This window comes from Paenibacillus sp. FSL H8-0315 (assembly GCF_038005365.1).
Classification (GTDB): Bacteria; Bacillota; Bacilli; order Paenibacillales; family Paenibacillaceae; genus Paenibacillus_AQ; species Paenibacillus_AQ odorifer.
Map to the genome: position 1 here is coordinate 3881670 of NZ_JBBOTA010000001.1, position 19604 is coordinate 3901273.

The following is a 19604-nucleotide window of genomic DNA, read 5'->3' on the forward strand; positions in this document are numbered from 1 at the left end:
CGGGAGCTAAACTGTTATTAATTCAAAAGTATTAAAAGTCATAGACTGTTATTGGATAGAATGCTTCAGCTACCAGTTCTGGACTTGCAGTGTAATACATATATATAGTCATGATAATAGCAAACCGTCTGAAAGGGCGGGACGCAAAGTCCAGGAGTCTAAAGTGTCTTAAAGGCACAATGACCGTCCGACTGCCATGAGAAGGGAATTTCACTTCTTTTTGGCGGTCTTTTTTGTTGTTAGGTCCTTTAGAGTTTCTGGTAATTATTCTGATTAATATAAATCATAGTTTTAGGAGGTGTGCCATTTGAAAAGAAGAATAAAACCGTTACTCTCGCTTGTATTAGCTGGGATTTTGACGGTAGGTAGTGGGCTTTCCTCATTGGGAGCTGGAGTTGCTGGAGCTAGTAGTTCTTCTACATTGGGAATTGCAGCGGTCTACAACGTGTTTATTCTAGGGGATATAACGACAGTTTCGGATACGGAAGGAAGGTTTGCTGCTGGAGGTAACGTTAACTTAACCAACTATAGTGTTGGAGATAGGTTGACCGCTGCAGAGGTTTCCCTGACTGACACACTTGTTGTTGGAGGGAATCTTACTTTCAACGGAGGTACTGTTTATGGGAATATCGTGCACGGGGGAGATTTTTCAGGGAATGTAACGCTCCTCAAGGGTGGTACAAAAAGACAGGGGAGTACGATTGACTTTTCAGCCGTAGGTCAGTCTTTGAAGGACAAATCAGCAGAACTTGCAGCATTGCCGGCGAATGGAACAACAGTGTACCAATATGGCAGCCTTACCCTGACAGGTACAGATCCTGCGGTCAATGTTTTTAATGTTTCAGGAGATAACGTCTCTAATACCTACGGAATTACAATAAATGTTCCTTCAGGATCTACTGCAATTATTAATATTGATGGTTCTAACGTAAAAATGAAAAACTTCGGATTTCTACCTAATAACGTGTTGAACAGCAAGAAAATTTTGCTTAACTTTAGCCAAGCTGCGTATCTTGATATGGCAGGCATAGGTGTAATGGGAAGCATACTTGCCCCCTATGCTCATGTTGATTTTATTAATGGTCAGATTAACGGTACTTTAGTGGCGGCTTCACTCAAAGGTACTGGTGGTGGTGAATTTCACCACTATCCATACGATGGTGATGAACCCGGACCAACGCCGACACCAACGCCGACACCAACGCCGACAGTGACGCCAACACCGACGCCGACACCAACGCCGACAGTGACGCCGACACCAACAGTGACACCAACGCCGACGCCGACAGTGACACCAACGCCGACACCGACGCCAACACCATGTCCGACGCCGACAGTGACACCAACGCCGACGCCGACACCAACGCCGACAGTGACGCCAACACCGACACCAACGCCGACAGTGACGCCAACACCGACACCAACGCCGACAGTGACGCCAACACCGACACCAACACCAACACCGACGCCAACACCGACGCCAACGCCGACAGTGACACCAACGCCGACGCCGACACCAACGCCGACGCCGACACCAACGCCGACACCGACACCAACGCCGACGCCGACACCAACGCCGACAGTGACACCAACACCGACGCCAACGCCGACACCGACACCAACGCCGACGCCGACGCCGACACCAACGTCGACGCCGACACCAACGCCGACACCGACACCAACGCCGACACCAACGCCAACGCCAACGCCGACACCAACGCCGACAGTGACACCAACACCAACGCCGACAGTGACACCAACACCAACGCCAACAGTGACACCAACGCCGACAGTGACGCCAACACCGACACCAACGCCAACACCAACGCCAACGCCGACACCAACGCCAACGCCGACGCCGACACCAACGCCAACGCCGACACCAACGCCGACAGTGACACCGACACCAACGCCGACAGTGACACCAACGCCGACACCAACACCGACGCCGACAGTGACGCCAACGCCAACACCGACACCAACGCCGACGGTAACACCTGAGGCGACGCCAACGCCATCGCCGACGGTAACGCCTGAGGCAACACCAACACCGACGGTAACGCCTGAGGCAACACCGACACCGACGGTAACGCCTGAGGCAACACCAACACCGACGGTAACACCAGAGGCAACACCGACACCGACGGTAACGCCTGAAGCAACACCAACACCGACGGTAACGCCAGAGGTAACACCAACGTCGACACCAGAGACTTCTGTGTTCCCGACACCAACGCCATCATCCGTAATTGGCACTATAGTTCTTGCAGAAGATCCTGTGCCGCTTGGGCCTGTAGCTTCGCCGACACCATCGCCAGTACCAACACCAACACCGTCGAATAGCACAGAAGTACTTGTTGATGATGATGAGATCCCATTAGGTCCGGTACCGGCAGTGACACCAACGCCAACACCAACACCTGATGAAATCATCGTAGTGGACGATACGATCCCATTAGGTAAGCCACCTGTGAAGGAATTGCCAAAAACGGGTGAATCAAGTCCTGCACCTTACTATGTAGCAGGTTTAGGTTTTGCACTTATCGGATTATTAATGAGAACCAAGTTCTCCAAAAAGAATAAATAATAAAGGGTAGATCAACATAGAGTCGCTTTCGGGAGTGTTCCGATGGCGGCTCTATTTGTATGTCATGATTGCGATAGTTTGGTGCATTCTAAGTAGATGGTATACTCTTGTTGGAAAAGAAATGTAGAGGGGATGGCGAAGGCGAATTGATATGGTTCATTATTAGCGCTGTAATCATCATAGGGATTCTAATCTATGTGGGATTTTTCTTCTATGGTATTGCTATTAAACGAGCGCCAAAGGTATTTCTAAGTAATAATCCTAATCTGAAGGCTGATCCTCCGGTTGCCGGAGCTTCTTGGGGGGAGGGGAAGGATTGGGTCTCTCGCCAGAGCTTCGAGAATATTGAGATCGTATCTGCAGATGGACTTAAACTAAGGGGTTACTTACTCCAATCTAATCGTGCTGCGGGACGCACAGCCATTCTAGCCCACGGTTATTCAGGTAAAGCAAAGGATATGGGGGCGTACGCCAAAATCTACTACGAGAACTTAGGCTTTAACATCCTAATTCCCGATGCAAGAGGGCATGGAGATAGCGCAGGGGATTACATTGGTTTTGGTTGGCCGGAACGAAAAGATTATTTGCAATGGATTGAATACATGATTAAAAAGACTGGGCCCAGTGCTCAAATTGTGCTTCACGGCGTCTCTATGGGCGGTGCTACAGTGCTAATGACCTCAGGGGAAGATCTTCCGCCGCAGGTAAAAGCTATTGTTGCGGACTGCGCTTATACCTCAGTAAAAGCACAATTATCTTACCAACTACGACGCATGTATCGCTTGCCAAGTTTCCCTTTCGTTCAAAGTGCAAGTCTAATCACCCGCTTGAAGGCGGGGTATGGTTTTGGTGAAGCCTCTGCATTAAAACAAGTGCGGAAAGCGAAGGTCCCGATTCTTTTTATTCATGGGGATGCGGATAACTTTGTACCTTTTGCTATGATGAATGAATTGTATGAGGCATGCCAGAGTCCAAAAGAGAGACTCATAGTGCCGCAAGCGGGGCATGGATTGTCTTATGATACGGATAAGGCGGGGTATATAGATGTAGTAACAGCTTTTGTAAGTCGATATGTAAAATAAGTCCTGAACGTAGACAGCGCCCGATATCCGCTAGGTAGCGGTTATCGGGCGCCTATATTTTTCCACACATGACGTAGTCCTTGAATAAGGATCGTACCGTCATGCTTTCTCGTTATATTCATCCCCCGCCGTTCGTGAGTAACGGGTGTCTTAATTCCTTGTTATTTCCAGCAGCCGTGTGGCGAGAATAATCCTTCCAATACGACAAAAGCCCTACCTCTCTTTTGCCCTTGCGGCTCCATTGACCGCGCCAGTGTGAATCGGAATGCTATATTTCGAATTTAATCTCATAAAAAGGAAGAGTACTGCAAGAAAACATAAAGCCTCTTTGTCCAAAATGCCGATGTGTATAATAGTCGGCCTGACATCTTCTTGGTGGGGATATTCAATATATCGAAAAACAAATACCATATAAATATAACACACTATTGTTTAAAAGGCAAATATAATAATGAATTCCAAGATAAGGTTTATTTGATTCTAGAGAGGAACAAACCTCGATAAGGGGCGCTTAGATTTTGAAAGTAACTTAAATTGGGTTAATTGTGAATTATTCCGGAAAAGCTAGTATACCAGAGGAGATGGGCGATCTCGGTGCAAATGGGCTAAAATGTAAGTTGGATATTTTTGCAAACGCTACAAACTTCAACTGAAAATGCCAGAGACGAATGGGTTGTGTCTGCTGGGGTTATTTTGCGTGCCTATTTTGTGAACAGCTCTCTAAAACTGACAATAAACTCCAACATTGATTGAAGGATTGAGGGTAGACCGTTATAATTAATAAGTCTGGATTTTAATTAAAAAATAAGGGAGATTTTTATGAAACGCGCAGATGTGTGGCTGATTTCCATCGTATTGATTGCTGCGCTCGCTTTTCTCGTACCGAGATGGTTTTCGGACAATGATGACAAAGGTGGGGCCGGTAAAAATCTCATAGCCAATGTAACGGTGGACGGTGAGTTATTTAAAACGGTAAAGCTTACAAAAGAAGAACAAACCATTGAGGTCCGCACGGAACGCGGCTATAACATTTTGAAGGTGCATGATTACGGGATTGAAATGTACGATGCCGATTGCGCTGATAAAGTTTGCCTAGGTTTTGGTTTTATTACCCTGCCCAAACAGACGATTGTCTGTCTACCGCATAGAGTATTAGTCGAAATCACCAGTGCGTCGGGGGAGGATGATATAGATGCCTATGTCCAGTAGTGAATCTGCAACAGCTTTAAAAAGAACAGTGATTATTGCGATTTTCGCCGCAGTGGCAGTAGTGTTAAGTTTAATAGAGGCACAGATTCCGTTATCCGGGATGGGACTGGTGCCGGGTGCTAAGCTCGGACTGGCCAACATTATGATTTTGACTTGTATTTACTTTTTACGTGGACGGGATGCTTTGCTGCTTGTCATCCTCAAAACACTGCTTACTGCATTTCTGCTAGGTACCTTCTCAAGCTTGCTGTTTAGTTTATTTGGTTCACTTTTTAGCTTTGTTGTTATGTTTGTGCTGATGCTGATTAGTGGCAAAGGTAAGAGTATAAGCTTGATCGGAATTAGTATAGCCGGTGGGATTGCGCATAATATCGGTCAGCTGCTGGCAGCTTCTATGGTATTTGCATCACTTAGTATTTTTTATTATCTTCCCATGCTGCTGATCACTGGGGTAGTAACAGGAATTGCCGTGGGCTATGCAGTCCGTTATTTGGTGGCGTCATTGTCAAAAATATCGCTGTTTGAAGAATTTTTGGACTGATTAGTCACATCAGCGGAAGGATGACTAACATGAATGAATCATACGAAGGTCAAGACTTAGAGGGAGAAGGACAAGCAGTCATCTCTCTGGATGGGGTATCGTTTGGCTATGATCCCGAGCATCCGATTCTTCACAATATAACGTTATCTATCTCTCAAGGACAATGGGTCAGCTTGGTTGGTCCTAATGGCTGCGGGAAGTCTACGTTGGTCAAGCTGCTCAATGCTCTGCTGCCTAAGGGGGCTGGTGAGATTGTGGTTAGTGGCATGCTGCTTAGTGAGGAAACGATCGGAAGCATTCGGCAATGTATCGGAATGGTGTTCCAAAATCCGGATAATCAGTTTATTGGAGCCACTGTAGAGGAAGATATCCTATTCGGCCTGGAAGGGCTTTGTTTGCCGTACGAAGAGATGGCTGAACGTTTGCACTCCTATACGACGAGACTAGGAATAAATCATCTGTTGTCCAAGCATCCGGGTGAGCTGTCGGGAGGTCAAAAGCAGCGTGTTGCTATCGCTTCCATTCTTGCTATGGAACCAGGCATCGTCATTTTTGACGAGGCCTCTTCTATGTTGGATGAAGGAAGCAGAAATGACCTTCTCGGTATTCTGCAGGATATGCGGGCAGAAGGAAAGTACACGATCCTCATGATTACGCATGATGCAGATGAGATTTTGGCATCGGATCGGGTGCTTGCGCTGCATGGAGGTGGTTTGGCTGCAGATGTTACACCGGCGGAGTTGTTCCGGAACGAGGAGCTTCTGGAAAAATGCCATCTGCGTGAACCTTATCCTTGGCGCCTTGCACGCGAGCTGCAGAACCAGGGTATTCATGTGGATGTTCCGACCAGTGAAAAGGAGCTTATAGACACGTTATGGCCATAGAATTACAGCAAGTAAGTTACACCTACGCTGACCGAAGCCTCTGGAAGCTGACGGCGCTCCGGGACATTAACCTCAGTGTACCCATTGGCTCGATGGTTGGTATTGCGGGGGCGACGGGCTCAGGTAAATCGACGCTGCTGCAATTGTTTAACGGGATACTGAAACCAACCGAGGGTACGGTAAAAGTGCTTGATGTAACCATTCAGGCTGGTGAGAAGTCACCTAAGCTAATGCCACTGCGCCGCCGAGTCGGATTGGTATTTCAATTTCCGGAGCAGCAGATGTTCGAAGATACGGTCGAAAAGGATCTCATTTTCGGTCCCCTTAATTTCGGCATGAGTCTCGAAGAGGCAAAGTCACGTGCACGTCAGGCCATGTCAGATATGGGGCTGGATCTCGCACTGCTAGAGCGGAATCCTTTCCAATTGAGCGGTGGACAAATGCGTAAGGCGGCTATCGCTTCCGTGCTAGCTATGGACCCTGAGGTCATCGTTCTGGATGAGCCCACGGCAACGCTTGATCCCATTAGCCGTGCAGAGCTAATCAGCTTGCTGGAGAGATTATGTCGTGAGCAGGGCAGAACGATCATTATCGTTACGCATCGGATGGATGAGTTATTGCCCTATGCGGACAGCTGGGTTGTACTTAAAGAGGGCAGCACGGCGTTTCAGGGCAGTGTAAAGGCGCTTGCAGATGATCCTTCGATTCTGGAACAGTGTGGTTTGACGGTTCCGCAGTCCCTTCGTTACTGGCGTGCAGTTGCTGATCATTTAGGTCTTGTGGATGAAGCCCCCCGCTTGACGGCTGAGAGTCTGGCAGAGCTTATAGCTTCGCTGCCAGCGGAATCAATAAGCACTGGTAAGCCCGATGGAAAGAGGGATGACCATGAATGAGAAACTGATCTTAGGTCGGAGTATTGAGACCGGTTCGTGGGTGCACAAGCTGGATGCTCGTGCCAAAATCACTGGCATGCTATTATACGTAGCTGTTATCCTGCTCTCACGTTCGTGGATGGCCATGGCTGTGCTGGCTATTTTTTCGATAGCCGTTATGGCTTCAACGAAGATTCCGCTTAAATACTTCCTGAAAGCAGCTAAGCCTTTACGTTATTTAATGTTGTTTATCTTTATTGTGCAGGTGGTGTCTGTAAAGACAGGGGAGGTAATGCTGACTCTTGGTTCCTGGTCTATCTATGAGGGAGGGCTAAGATTAGGGGCATTTTCGGTCATCCGCATGTTCTTTCTTATCACCTTTACAGCGCTTCTGACCTTCACAACAACGCCGGGGAAGCTGAATCAAGGGCTGGAGGGGATCTTGATACCCTTCAAAAAGCTTGGCTTATCCCCTGACCGTATCACGCTGATGATCAGCATTTCACTTCGTTTCATTCCTACGATTCTAGATGAATCGCAGATCATAATGAAAGCGCAGGCCTCAAGGGGAGCCGATCTGAAAGAGCTGCCTTTGAAGGAAAAGGGACGGATGTTAGTCTCCCTGCTGGTCCCGATTATCGCCAGTGCTTTTAGGCGTGCTCAGGATCTGGTGTATTCCATGGAGGCCCGCGGTTTTCGCATGGATGCTCCCCGCAGTCGGTATCACCGCCTAAGGTGGGGCAAATTCGATACTGTTTTTATTGGGATGTTTGTGGTCATGGGAATTGCAGTAGCTTTGTTATAATACTCATTCCCTATTAGTAGTATCAACTTGGGAGGGAACTTGAATGGCACGTTATTTTAACGGTAGAGAAGTCGAATTACTCGCACCCGCAGGAACGTTTGAGATTTTCAAGGAAGTGATCCAATCACGGTGTGATGCAGTTTATTTTGGTGGACCTGTATTGAATATGAGAATGATGCGTAAAGGTTATAACCTTACTCATGAAGAGATCGTAGAGGCACTTGATATCGCACATCGTCTAGACAAAAAAGTGTATATCACTGTGAATAATCTTTTTAGTGAGGAAGATGTGGAGGAAGCTAGAGAATACTTGCGTTTCCTTGATGGTGCTCGGCCAGATGCTTTGATTGTTCAGGATATGGCAGTGTTGGAGCTTATTCGGGAGATGGAGCTTAACCTTCCTATTCACTCTTCCGTAATGATGAATGTTCACAACCTGGAGATGATCTATGCGCTGCGTGATCTGGGTGTAACTCGTGTAGTTACCTCGCGGGAAATGGACCTGCAGACAGCTAAGCTGCTTGGTCAGCGGAGTGGTATGGAGCTGGAATATTTTATTCACGGGGATATGTGCTCTGTGCATGGTGCAAATTGTTACTTCAGTTCCCATGTTTTTGGCATGAGCAGCAACCGGGGAAAATGTATGAAGCCTTGCCGCTGGGATTATCGGGTTAAAAAAGACGGATATGTATATCCTGCTGAATATCCACTGGCTGTCAAAGATATGTTTATGTATGAGCATCTTCCGGAATTGATTGAATCAGGCATTACTTCCTTCAAAATAGAAGGCCGTATGCGTGATAAGGATTTTATGGTGATGCTGGCGAATAGCTACGGCGAAGCCATTGACCGATATATCGATGATCCGATTGGCTTTGATCGTACGGTTGATACTAAAGAGCTGTACAACAACCGCAAGCGTGACTTTTCGACAGCTTATGCTTTTGGTAAACCAGGGTTAGCTAACATTAACCGTCGTTATGAAGGTACGGGCAAATTCTATAGCACTGGAAAAGTATTTAGCACACCAACCGCAGAACGTGAGCTATCTGAAAAACGTGTAGAGGAATTGCGGGAACGTTTGGCGCAAGAAAAGAAACCAATGGCAACAAAAGCTAAGTTGGTTGTACGTGTGAATAATATGGAACAGGCGCGCGTAGTATTGGAGCTGGGTGTGGATAGTTTATACTTGCCGGGGGATGTATTTGAACCGGACAGACCTTTTACAAAACGTGATATTAAGGAACTTGGTGAGCTAAAAGGCGATAGCAAAATCTATTTAGGGTTGCCACGCATGATGACCGAGCTGCATTTTGATCAATATGATCAATTGCTTGGTGGAGAACGCTTGCCGATCGACGGTATAATCGTTACTAATTTGGGAGCGATTCGCAGATACAGTTCTACAGGTTATCCGTTAATTGGAGATGGTAGTTTAAATGTCTACAATCATCTTTCAGCCCAATTATATGCAAAATTAGGTTTAACTCAGCTTTCGGTTTCACCGGAAATGACGCTGGAGCACTTTGCTACCTTTGCCTCGCGTTGTGACACGCCTTTGGAAGTTGTTGTACATGGTACACCTGCACTAATGTATATGGAACATGACCTTTATGAGAATACTGAAGTAATGGAGCCTATCGCTGAAGAGGATAATCAATATGTGCACAATAATGTATTGGTTCTAAAAACAGACAAAGGTGAAAATCCGGTATATCGTGATCAGCACGGCCGTTGCCATCTTTTGTTCGCGAAAGAGCTCTGCTATTTACCGTTGCTTGGTGAGATGATTGATCTAGGCATATCTAGTTTCCGTATTGAAGGAGCGACATATAGCGCTCAGCAGTTGCGTGAAATTATAATTTCTTATCAACAAGCTATGAATCGTACTGAAGTAAAAGATGATATGCTAGGTGGTCTTGAGCCCATTTATGCGGGTTATACTCTAGGTTCGCTGCAATTTAACTAATTCTATTTTTTGGGGCAAAATACCGTCTGCTAGTAAGAAGAATGCACAGTACTCTATGAATAAGTTACTATTTTCACAAGAAGAGAGGGAATCAATCATGGAACAACAAGAATTCATCGGAAGAGAAGCCGTAGCGGCAAAGCGTAAGCAATATTTCTATCCGTGTACACAGCATTTTTACCGCGATGCGCCTCAGCTTGTGCGAGGTTCGATGCAGTTTGTGTATGATGAAAATGGCAAACAATATACAGATTTCTTCGCAGGTGTATCTGTAGTTGCCTGTGGGCACTGCAATCCAGCCATAACTGAACATACGATTGAGCAACTGCAGCAGCTGCAGCATACGTCTACGATCTATTTAACTCAGCCAAATGTGGATTTGGCTGAACGTCTGGAAGAGGTTATGCCAGGCGGTCTACGCCGAACCTTTTTCGTGAACAGCGGCTCAGAGGCTAATGAAGGCGCACTGCTGCTCGCTCGGATGTATACAGGACGCAAGGGGTTCATTGCACTGGAAAGTGGTCTACACGGCCGTACCAATCTAACTATGAGCGTGACAGGTCTGCCGATGTGGCGTACCGATAAATACTTGGATCATGACGTTGAGTTTATTCCTCGCCCATATCATCCAGAACTATCTCTAGAGGAAGCCGCTGCACTATCCCTGGAATCTCTGGAGCGAGTGCTTGAGGAGAAGGGGAATACTATCGCCGCAATGATCGTAGAGCCAATCCAAGGCAATGGTGGTATGATTATGCCAACGCCAACCTATTTCAGTGAGGTCAAAATGTTGCTGGAGAGATACGGCGTGCTTCTGATCGCTGATGAAATTCAAACTGGATTTGGTCGTACAGGCAAAATATTTGCTATGGAGCATTTTGACGTAGTGCCCGATATTATAAGTATGGCCAAGGCACTGGGGAATGGAATTCCGGTGGCAGCCTTTGCGACAACGGATGAGATTGCACTCGCGCTGAACCGTCCGTCGGCTTCAACCTTTGGAGGCAATCCGGTATCTGCTGCAACGGCGCTGGCTGTGCTTGATTATATTCGCGATGAACGGCTTCCTGAACGCTCAGTGCTGCTCGGAGAACGATTGAAAGCAGGGCTAAAGACCCTTCAAGACCGTTATCCTTCGCTTATTGTGGATGTACGGGGAATTGGGCTTATGTTGGGAGCGGAGCTTGCTGGTGAGGATGCAGAAGGCTCTGCGGCGCTTACAGATCAAGTACTGGAAGCGATGAAAGACAGAGGATACCTGATCGGCAAAAATGGCATAGGACGCAACGTACTAGCCTTTCAACCGCCGATGATTATTACGGAAGAGGATATCGACGGGCTGCTTTACAACCTGAATGAAGTCCTTGCGGAGCTTAATGACTAATATAATGAATTTCAAGTAGCGAAGAAAGAGGAAAACGAATGGCTATTCTAAACATTTTTAAAACTGCAGGCCTAAAGCTTAAAATGTTCAGTGAACTGGTGATGTTCTCTCATACGCTTTTTTCGCTGCCGTTTGCCATTATCTCGATGGTGTGGGCTGCTGGGGGCTGGCCATCAGGGCATGTGATGATCTGGGGTCTGATTGCATTGATCGGTGCCCGTAATGGCGCTAATGCATTCAATCGGCTGGCAGACCGTACGTTTGATGAACAGAATCCTCGTACGGCACATCGGCATTTGCCACAACGGTTATTGGCAGAAAAAGAAGTGGTTGTCTTTGTTATTGTCAATTATGCCATCTTTATTGTGGCTTCAGGCATGCTGAACTTGCTCTGCCTGCTCTTATCGCCGGTAGCAATCGTGTTAATATCGACTTATTCTTATACAAAACGTTTTACCTTTCTAAGCCATTTATATTTAGGCTTTGTTATTGCTTCCGCACCGATTGGTGCATGGTTTGCCGTAACCGGAAATATCGCATTTACCCCGTTTGTGATCGGGACGGTAGTTATGCTCTGGATTGCCGGATTTGATATTATCTACGGCACTCAGGACATTGAATTTGACCGGCGGCATGGGTTATGGTCTATTCCGAGCTTCTTTGGATTAGAGAATGCGCTGCGTATCGCCAAAGGTCTACACTTCATTATGATTATGCTGCTATTATTTCTATACGTATGGCAGGATCTCGGATGGATGTATTTAGTTGGGATTGGTATCGCTACATTGCTCCTGATGACCGAGCATAAGATTATAAAACCTTCGAATCGTAAGCTGATGAAGGTGGCTTCTTATAATCTAAATCAGGTAATCAGCATAGTGATATTATTGTGTACGCTGATTGATTTTTTCTATGTTAGTTAGGGGGCTGGCTTTGGTGAGCAGGCTGGCTGAGCATTGGCGCATTGCCCTCAAACTAACAACAAAAGACAATAGCCTACCCCTTTTGGGTAGGCAAGGGAATTGGAAAGCTGGCTACGCTAGCTTTCTTTTTTTGTGTTGACTCGGTTCCCCGCTCTGCAAGGGGGAAGCTACGAGTTGAATGCAAAGATTAGGGAAAACCTCCCTAATCTTATTGAGTTTTTTATCCTTTGACTCTGTTTTAGGGAATTTCTCCCTGAAATACAGCTGGTTACTCTTAAAAGCATGCTAAAGTGTACTTTATTAGGGAGGAATTCCCTAATATCGTGGTTTTCAAACGATTATTAGCTAATTTTAGGGAGGTTTTCCCTAATTATATCCGATGGAGTAGAATGACTAAATTAGCTCATGTGCGCTACGCTGCGTTTGCGTGTTTAGCTTGTCTTGTTGAAGCAGAAAAATAGCAGTTTGAATTTGCGACAAGATCAATGAAATGATTTGTTTAAAGCAAAAAAACGGATACCCCCAAGTGAATGGAGGTATCCGTTTTTATTTGTATTAGATCGTACGCTTTAGCGATCACGGTCCGCAAAATATTGCAGCAACGTTTCCAGATCAGCATGCGCCGGGTAGGAGGAGAGCTGCTGCACAATAGCTGCAGCTTTATCCAGATAGTTCTGGCTGACCCTTTCAGCGCGAGCGAGGGCATCGCTATTGTTAATTAGGGTGAGCACATATGCTACTTCAGCGTCGGAAGAATCCGGGCCGATTGCACGGATCACAGGCGAGAGCTTAGGGTCCTGCAAGGCGTACAGCACTGGCAGGGTGACCTGACCATGTCGCAGGTCGCTACCGGCAGGTTTGCCTAGGACATCGGCGGACTGTGTGAAATCTAGCAAGTCATCTTGTATCTGAAAGGACATCCCTAAGGCTTCTCCAAAATTATAAAGGAGATTGGCAACTTCTTCGGTGCTTTCAGTGGACAGTGCACCAACCCGTAAGCAGGTTGCCATAAGAAGAGCGGTTTTGTTTAAGGATTTCTCCAAATACTGATCCATTGTAATTTCATAATCAAAAGCATGTTCCATTTGCTGATATTCACCCAGACACAGCTGAGCGGTGGCTACAGAGGATAAGTCATGAACGTATCTGTTTTTATCTCCTGTATATTTGCTCAACAGCTCGATGACCCGAGCGGACATGTAATTACCAACATGTACTGCTGACAATGTACCCGTCTTAATATGTAAGGCGGGTACGCCCCGCCGTAACTCTGAACGGTCAATGATATCATCATGAATTAATGAGGCGGCATGAATAAATTCAGCAGCAGCAGCTAATTGAAGCGCTCTGCGACCGGTATCCTTACGGCCAAACCGACTGCCAACAATGACCATGAGGGGACGAAGGCGTTTACCACCGGAATTTATAAGCTCTAGAACACTTTGCGCGAGCTGAGATTTCTTAGGTACATCTTTATCACGCGTCACAAGGTTTACGATTTCGCGGTTGATTTCATTTATGTCTATATTTAAGGCCTCATGCAGCTTCATTTATGGATCCCACCTGTCAAATGGCTTTGCTTGTGCGACTACGCTGTCTGCACTCTTGAATCAAGAACTCTTCGATTCCAGTAGCTGGATCATGTTCCGCGAAGTCTCCATTTGACCGTCTAATCTGCATTTTTTTGATCGAAGGAGCTAGATAAGCAACTAAGTCGAGCTCACGGCATTTCACCGCAAACTGCAGGTAAAAGCTATACAAATAATCTCCATCCAAAATGTTGCGTGTAAGGTCGGGATGATGTGGGATACATTCCATATGGCGCTCTGCTGCCAAAGTGAGAATAGTGTAAATACCCAGCAAATTGACTTTGCGGCTGTATTCCAGATCATGGCGTTCCAGTACCGAGATTAGCTGTTCACATGCAGCCGGAGAGGGCTGAAGCTCAATTCCGGCAATAGGTGACATTTCAGTATGCAACAACCGGAGGGTATCTTCTATGAGTTGTTTGTTCACAAGATTCTCTCCTTCTTGTCGGTTTTGCCGGAAGAAACCATACCCCGATCATCCCTACAAAACCATTCATTCAAGAAAAAACCACCATTTCCTAGGATTAGGAAGGTTATTTTCTTCTTGTAAATAAGGAGAGTAATGTGTCCTAGGGACACATTACTCTGAAGTATATCCATATTTAACCCTAATAAAATACAATTTGCACATATGTTCTATATGATAAATTACACAAATTCAGGGTTTTATTATCAGTCGGTGTATAGATACCATCGTCTGACGAGCGGAATTCTCTTCCACTGTTTCTTAAGCCAAGGAAGTACATAGTAGTCTAGACCAAGTGTGCTTCCCGATCCGCCGATGCAGGCAATACCAGCAGCAACGTACCATAACATTTCTGTCGAGGCCATTTTGGTTGACCAAATCATGACCGACATGCCTACGGTCGCTATAGAAGCAAGTGCTGTGAAGAGACCAACGATGAGCATAATACCGAAGACGATTTCTGCACATACCATACCGATTTGGAACCATTTCGCGAGGAAAGTGTAACTTCCGTCGTTGTTGTAAAACATCAAATCCATGAACCAGTTTGTAATGTTGTATACGAAGTTAGGTACAGGCAACGCTTCAACTGCTTCTTTTGCAGTGGATACTGCTGAAGCTGCAGATTGTGCATCTACGGTGTCTTTAACTGCATCTACTGCAACACTGGCTGCTGATGAAGCATCCGTTGCAAAAGGAGCAGCTGGAATCAAGAAAATCTTATCTGGATCTTTCCAAATCTTTTGGATCTTCTCAATACCTTCGTATAACCACATACCCCCAAGTAGAACACGAAGTGGAACGAGCCAGAAATTAGGTGAACGTTTGGAGAAGTGACCACCCAAGAAGCTCTTGCGGTTCTCAACATGGAAGAATTCATGCATCATATATGTCCATACTTTATTGAATCCGACAACCTGAGAAAGGTAGAACATATTAATAAAGTGTTTAGATAGCATTGCCATGAATCCAGTAAGCATAAAGAACTTACCTGGCAGACCAACGTTTGCTACACCGTAGCGGCTACCAATGGAGACCATTGTACCGTGGAAACCTGGTTTGTAAGCTTTTTTAGCAGTGTTCTGAATGTCGGCGGCAATGTTGCCAGCAACAATCGGAGCGGCTTGTTCAGCGTTCTCAACCATTTGTGGTACAGGACGAGTTTCACCTTCAGGAATGTAGAAAATGTTGTCCCCTACTACGTAGACGTTCTTATGATCTACACTTTCCAGATTCTCATTCGTAACAATCCGTTTGCGGCCTTGTTGTTGAACTTCAAGTCCACCAACGATTTCGGAGCCTTCAACACCAGCAGTCCAAACAATTGTTTGGGAATCAACGACGTTTTTCTCACCAAGTGCAACACTACCATTGCCTACTTCGGTGATTTTAGCGCCAGTAACGATTTCCACGTTCAGCTTACGAAGGCGAGCTTCAGCTTTTTGAATCAGCTTATCTGGAAGGATAGGCAGAATCTTCGGAGCCATATCAGCCACAATCAGTCTTACTTCGGATGGGTCGATAAAGAACTCCTTGCATAATTCCTCGCGTTGTTCAGCCATTTCACCAACCAGCTCGACACCAGTAAAGCCGGCACCGATAATAACGAACGTTAGCATAGCACGGCGTACAGCTGGATTTTTCTCCATAGCCGCCTTGGTATACATATCGCGGATTTGGCGTTTCAATGCTACCGCATCATCGTAAGACCAGAAGGAGAAGGTGTTTTCTTCTGCGCCTGGAATGCCGAAGAAGGTTGGTTTGCTACCTGTGCCGATTACAAGGTAATCGTACGCGTAGGTAGCTTTATCGGACTTAAGTTTTCTGTTTTTGAAATCGATATTGCTGATCTCATCAAGAACAACATCTACTTTAAGGCCCGCAAAAATTTTCTTAAGATCGATCTTGATTGAATCCTCTGGAGCACGGTTCGCGGCAACCTCATGCAGCTCAGTCAATAGAGTGTGATATGGATTCCGGTCGATCAGTGTAATTTCAACATCTTTGTTTTTCTTAAATTTCTTTGCCAGTTTCTTAGCCGTGAGTACGCCGCCGTAGCCGCCGCCCAAAATGACTATTTTCTTCAAGAGAAATTCACCTCATTCGTCTGATTAGCTGCAGAAGGTCCTGCGAAATTATTTCGCGCCTTCGAGTGCTTTTTCTGCAAGTGTAAAATATTCACCAACATGAATACTCACGCCGGAAATTGCATCAGTTTTGCCTTCAGCATCAAGCGTTGGAGCAGTACCTTTGTTTTCAAGGAAGTATTTTTCAGCCAAAGCGATTTCTTCATGCCATTCAGCAGAAGCGCCGCCAGCTTTCATACCATATTTACCATCAACGGAGAATTGCTTCTTGTCATCGCCAGCAGCATTCAAACCACTGAATTTAACAGCTACAACATTACCGTTAGCAACAGTCAGGTCAACAGTGGATTTCCAACCGGATTCAGCGTCCATTTCGCCTTCAGCATGGTAGCCTCCGTCTTTATATTGACCAGCTTCTACTGGACCAGCAGCAAGAGCAGCTTGAGCAGCTTTTACAAAGTCAGATACGTGTACGGATACACCAGAGATGGCATCAGTTTTCCCCTCAGCATCAAAAGTTATAGCTGCTGGATCTTGTTTTTCGATCAGGAATTCTTCAGCTTTAGCTGCTTGCTCGTGCCATTCAGAAGAAGCACCGCCAGCTTTCATTCCATATTTACCATCTTCGGAAACTTTTTTCTTCAGGTCGCCTGCAGTGTTAACGTTAAAGGCATCCCAGTCAGCTTTAGTGATCTTTCCACCTTCTACAGTTAAGAGTGCGAAATATTGCCAGCCAGTTTTAGCATCAACGTCAGCAGTACCGTAGTAAACTCCGTCTTTGTACTGTCCAGCTTCAGTTCCAGCGTTACCGGAATTTGTTGCAGGAGCAGTTGTTTCAGCTGGTGCGTTAGTAGGGGCTGCGGCGTTGTCTGTGTTGTTACCACAACCTGCGAGCAATCCAAGGATAAGTGCGCTCGACAAGATAACAGAAGCTTTTTTCATTTCAAATGACCTCCAAAAATATAGTTTAAAATATATATATTAAAATGTAAAACATTTTAATAGTCGAGCGAAGTGATAAAAATCACTTTATAAATGATATTTGTCACTTTAATCTCATACCTCATTACCCGTTTGTAACAGTATCATGACTTATATCGGCATAGATTAGAAAAAAATTTAATGATGTTGTTTTATCTCCGATGGCATTCTAGCACATGGACTAGGAAAACATTTGTGAAATAAATCACTTAAAAAATTAAATATTTAATTTATATCTGGATTATATCAAATTTTAAAAGATTTGAATACATAAATTTAAAAATATATGTGACAGAATACGACTTAATTTGCTAATGCCATGAATGGTGGAAAGATTCATAGCGAATGGGGAAGGGTAAGTAAAGGTAACACAGGATAACGATCCTACCCTAATTAATTCAGCTAAGGAGATGAGCTTATAATGGACAACAATGTATTTAAAGGGAAATGGAAACAGCTCAAAGGCGAGGCCAAGAAGCAATGGGGCAAGCTTACAGATGATGATCTTGACGTAATTGATGGTGAAAAGGATAAATTAGTAGGTAAACTACAAGAACGTTATGGACACACGAAAGAAGACGCGGAAAAAGAGTACCAAACTTGGGGACGTTCCTACCGCGATTAATTCGTTACTAATGACGTTTATAATAAAATTCCAGAAGAAGAGCGCAAATCGCATCTGATTTGCGCTCTTCTTCTGCGTCCTTGGGCGGTTAGTTATCGAATAGGGCTTTAGTATGGTAGTATTATGAGATGAAAGTTGTAATTTATTTTGCCAAGGTGGGAGTGAATCTATGGGTTATCTTAAAATATTTTTTGGAAACACCGCGATGCTAATAGCTGTAGCCTATTTGGCTAATCTTATATATAAAAGCACCATTTCAAATGCAAGTGTAAGAATAAAGAAAGTAAGCTGGGTATTACTGGCCATCTTTGCCGGGTGGATTAGTACTCTTTTTGGATATAGGCTGGATGAGCATGTGATTTTTGATTTGCGTTTTGTGCCACTTATTATTTCAACGCTGGCTTATCCGCATCCTTTCATTCTTGTTTTGATTGGTATAGGAACAGGTCTTACACGGTTAACTTTTGGAGTAAATGAGGCAGCAATGGCTGGTACAATTAATTTGTCCATTCTAGGATTTGTTTGTGCTGCGCTTAGCTACTGGGTCAGACGATCTAGCTTATGTATAGTGAACAAAGGTTTGATCGTGATTCTAGTCGTAAATGTAATGAATGCAATCAACATTATGGTGTTTGGTGTGATTCCCGCCCCAGAGTACATAAGAGAGATTATGCCGATTACTTTCCCTGCGGGGTTGATTCTAAGTGTTCTATTCTCCTTAATTATTCGTGACTTTCAATTAGGACTCTTACGGAATGTGCAGATTCAGCGTGCTAATGAACAACTGTCTGCCCAGACGGAGGAGCTGCATAAGAATAAGATAGCGCTTGAAGAACGTGCCGATCAGTTAATGATGGCTTCGCAATTTAAATCCGAATTTTTGGCCAATATGTCTCATGAGCTTCGAACACCACTGAATAGCATCATTAATTTATCGCAATTAATTGAAGACAATGATAATTCTCTTACGGAAGCAGAAATGAGTGAGTATGCAGCCATTATCCGCCGTTCTGGTGAAGAATTATTGATGATAATTGGCGATATATTAGATCTGTCCAAAGTGGAAGCAGGTCGATTGGATATTATAAATGAAGATTTAAGTGTTATTGAGATCCCAGAGATCCTGGCTATGCAATTCGCTGTCACGGCTAAACAAAAGGAATTGGAATTTACTATTGCTATGGAAGAAAATATCCCGCAAATGATTCATTCCGATCCACAGCGGATTCAGCAGATCCTGCGTAATTTGCTCTCTAATGCTTTTAAATTTACAAAGTCTGGCCATGTCGCACTCCGTATTCGTCAAGAGGAACGTGGGGAAAGAGCTATTGTGAAGCATTGGATTGTATTTGAGGTAGAAGATAGTGGGATAGGTATTGCACCAGAGAAGCATGCCATGATCTTTGAAGCCTTCCAACAGGCGGATAGAACAATTAGTCGAAAATATGGCGGAACAGGATTAGGACTTTCTATTAGTAATGATTTGGCGAGACTGCTCGGAGGGTTCATTACTTTAGAAAGTGAGGAGGGTAAAGGGAGTCGTTTTTCGCTTTATTTACCCCTCGAATTCATAGAAGAGTAAGCTCCAATATTATTTGTT

At 45.1% G+C, this 19604-nt stretch carries 16 protein-coding genes and 1 riboswitch; of the genes, 12 read left to right on the forward strand and 4 right to left on the reverse strand.

Annotated elements, in window-relative coordinates; translation table 11 throughout:
* Positions 1 to 108: 108 nt before the first annotated feature.
* A riboswitch (cyclic di-GMP riboswitch) is annotated at positions 109 to 199 on the forward strand.
* A 108-nt stretch (positions 200 to 307) separates the two neighbouring features.
* From MHB56_RS16905 to MHB56_RS16950, 10 genes are all read left to right on the forward strand, one after another.
* Positions 308 to 2587 (forward strand): choice-of-anchor A family protein, encoded by a 2280-nt coding sequence (locus MHB56_RS16905; protein WP_341143780.1) that lies wholly within the window; start codon positions 308 to 310, stop codon positions 2585 to 2587.
* Positions 2588 to 2694: 107 nt separating this feature from the next.
* Entirely contained in the window at positions 2695 to 3669 is a 975-nt protein-coding gene (locus MHB56_RS16910; RefSeq protein ID WP_256717233.1) for an alpha/beta hydrolase, read from the forward strand.
* Between the two features lie 819 nt (positions 3670 to 4488).
* Positions 4489 to 4878: a NusG domain II-containing protein gene (locus tag MHB56_RS16915; RefSeq protein ID WP_036681022.1), complete on the forward strand. Its 390-nt coding sequence runs from the start codon at positions 4489 to 4491 to the stop codon at positions 4876 to 4878.
* A complete protein-coding gene (locus MHB56_RS16920; protein ID WP_076124520.1) occupies positions 4862 to 5419 on the forward strand; it encodes a Gx transporter family protein in 558 nt (185 codons plus the stop codon). The genes MHB56_RS16915 and MHB56_RS16920 overlap by 17 nt, the downstream gene beginning before the upstream one ends.
* A gap of 29 nt (positions 5420 to 5448) precedes the next feature.
* Entirely contained in the window at positions 5449 to 6303 is an 855-nt protein-coding gene (locus tag MHB56_RS16925) for an ATP-binding cassette domain-containing protein (protein WP_076185195.1), read from the forward strand.
* On the forward strand, positions 6294 to 7196 hold the full coding sequence (locus MHB56_RS16930; RefSeq protein WP_076124517.1) for an energy-coupling factor transporter ATPase: 903 nt from the start codon (positions 6294 to 6296) through the stop codon (positions 7194 to 7196). The genes MHB56_RS16925 and MHB56_RS16930 overlap by 10 nt, the downstream gene beginning before the upstream one ends.
* On the forward strand, positions 7189 to 7980 hold the full coding sequence (locus tag MHB56_RS16935; protein WP_076193689.1) for an energy-coupling factor transporter transmembrane component T family protein: 792 nt from the start codon (positions 7189 to 7191) through the stop codon (positions 7978 to 7980). Before MHB56_RS16930 ends, MHB56_RS16935 begins: the two co-directional genes overlap by 8 nt.
* A gap of 43 nt (positions 7981 to 8023) precedes the next feature.
* Positions 8024 to 9949, forward strand: coding sequence for a peptidase U32 family protein (locus MHB56_RS16940; protein WP_341143781.1), 1926 nt, complete (start codon positions 8024 to 8026; stop codon positions 9947 to 9949).
* A 97-nt stretch (positions 9950 to 10046) separates the two neighbouring features.
* Positions 10047 to 11333 carry an aspartate aminotransferase family protein gene (locus tag MHB56_RS16945; RefSeq protein WP_341143782.1) on the forward strand — a complete coding sequence of 429 codons (1287 nt, stop codon included), beginning with the start codon at positions 10047 to 10049 and terminating at the stop codon, positions 11331 to 11333.
* Between the two features lie 38 nt (positions 11334 to 11371).
* The gene (locus tag MHB56_RS16950) at positions 11372 to 12256 is read left to right on the forward strand and encodes a UbiA-like polyprenyltransferase (protein ID WP_036681005.1); all 885 of its coding nucleotides are present in this window, start codon (positions 11372 to 11374) and stop codon (positions 12254 to 12256) included.
* Between the two features lie 569 nt (positions 12257 to 12825).
* Here the strand turns inward: MHB56_RS16950 and MHB56_RS16955 are convergent.
* From MHB56_RS16955 to MHB56_RS16970, 4 genes are all read right to left on the reverse strand, one after another.
* Complete coding sequence (locus MHB56_RS16955; RefSeq protein WP_341143783.1) at positions 12826 to 13806, reverse strand: polyprenyl synthetase family protein; 981 nt, start codon at positions 13804 to 13806, stop codon at positions 12826 to 12828.
* Positions 13807 to 13822: 16 nt separating this feature from the next.
* A complete protein-coding gene (locus MHB56_RS16960; RefSeq protein ID WP_076124508.1) occupies positions 13823 to 14272 on the reverse strand; it encodes a hypothetical protein in 450 nt (149 codons plus the stop codon).
* Between the two features lie 245 nt (positions 14273 to 14517).
* Complete coding sequence (locus MHB56_RS16965; protein WP_076179739.1) at positions 14518 to 16398, reverse strand: FAD-dependent oxidoreductase; 1881 nt, start codon at positions 16396 to 16398, stop codon at positions 14518 to 14520.
* A 48-nt stretch (positions 16399 to 16446) separates the two neighbouring features.
* Positions 16447 to 17340, reverse strand: coding sequence for an FMN-binding protein (locus tag MHB56_RS16970; protein ID WP_076124505.1), 894 nt, complete (start codon positions 17338 to 17340; stop codon positions 16447 to 16449).
* A 460-nt stretch (positions 17341 to 17800) separates the two neighbouring features.
* Between MHB56_RS16970 and MHB56_RS16975 the strand changes: the two genes are divergently transcribed.
* Both MHB56_RS16975 and MHB56_RS16980 read left to right on the forward strand, forming a co-directional pair.
* The gene (locus tag MHB56_RS16975; RefSeq protein ID WP_036682530.1) at positions 17801 to 18004 is read left to right on the forward strand and encodes a CsbD family protein; all 204 of its coding nucleotides are present in this window, start codon (positions 17801 to 17803) and stop codon (positions 18002 to 18004) included.
* A 169-nt stretch (positions 18005 to 18173) separates the two neighbouring features.
* Positions 18174 to 19586, forward strand: a complete 1413-nt coding sequence (locus MHB56_RS16980) for an ATP-binding protein (RefSeq protein ID WP_076179738.1) — start codon at positions 18174 to 18176, stop codon at positions 19584 to 19586.
* The last annotated feature ends 18 nt before the right edge of the window (positions 19587 to 19604 follow it).

Coding starts and splice junctions, on each gene's coding strand:
- MHB56_RS16940 (WP_341143781.1), top strand. CDS start 8,024: ATGGCACGTTATTTTAACGGTAGAGAAGTCGAATTACTCGCACCCGCA.
- MHB56_RS16970 (WP_076124505.1), bottom strand. CDS start 17,340: ATGAAAAAAGCTTCTGTTATCTTGTCGAGCGCACTTATCCTTGGATTG.
- MHB56_RS16975 (WP_036682530.1), top strand. CDS start 17,801: ATGGACAACAATGTATTTAAAGGGAAATGGAAACAGCTCAAAGGCGAG.
- MHB56_RS16920 (WP_076124520.1), top strand. CDS start 4,862: ATGCCTATGTCCAGTAGTGAATCTGCAACAGCTTTAAAAAGAACAGTG.
- MHB56_RS16955 (WP_341143783.1), bottom strand. CDS start 13,806: ATGAAGCTGCATGAGGCCTTAAATATAGACATAAATGAAATCAACCGC.
- MHB56_RS16945 (WP_341143782.1), top strand. CDS start 10,047: ATGGAACAACAAGAATTCATCGGAAGAGAAGCCGTAGCGGCAAAGCGT.
- MHB56_RS16980 (WP_076179738.1), top strand. CDS start 18,174: ATGGGTTATCTTAAAATATTTTTTGGAAACACCGCGATGCTAATAGCT.
- MHB56_RS16950 (WP_036681005.1), top strand. CDS start 11,372: ATGGCTATTCTAAACATTTTTAAAACTGCAGGCCTAAAGCTTAAAATG.
- MHB56_RS16915 (WP_036681022.1), top strand. CDS start 4,489: ATGAAACGCGCAGATGTGTGGCTGATTTCCATCGTATTGATTGCTGCG.
- MHB56_RS16925 (WP_076185195.1), top strand. CDS start 5,449: ATGAATGAATCATACGAAGGTCAAGACTTAGAGGGAGAAGGACAAGCA.
- MHB56_RS16930 (WP_076124517.1), top strand. CDS start 6,294: ATGGCCATAGAATTACAGCAAGTAAGTTACACCTACGCTGACCGAAGC.
- MHB56_RS16935 (WP_076193689.1), top strand. CDS start 7,189: ATGAATGAGAAACTGATCTTAGGTCGGAGTATTGAGACCGGTTCGTGG.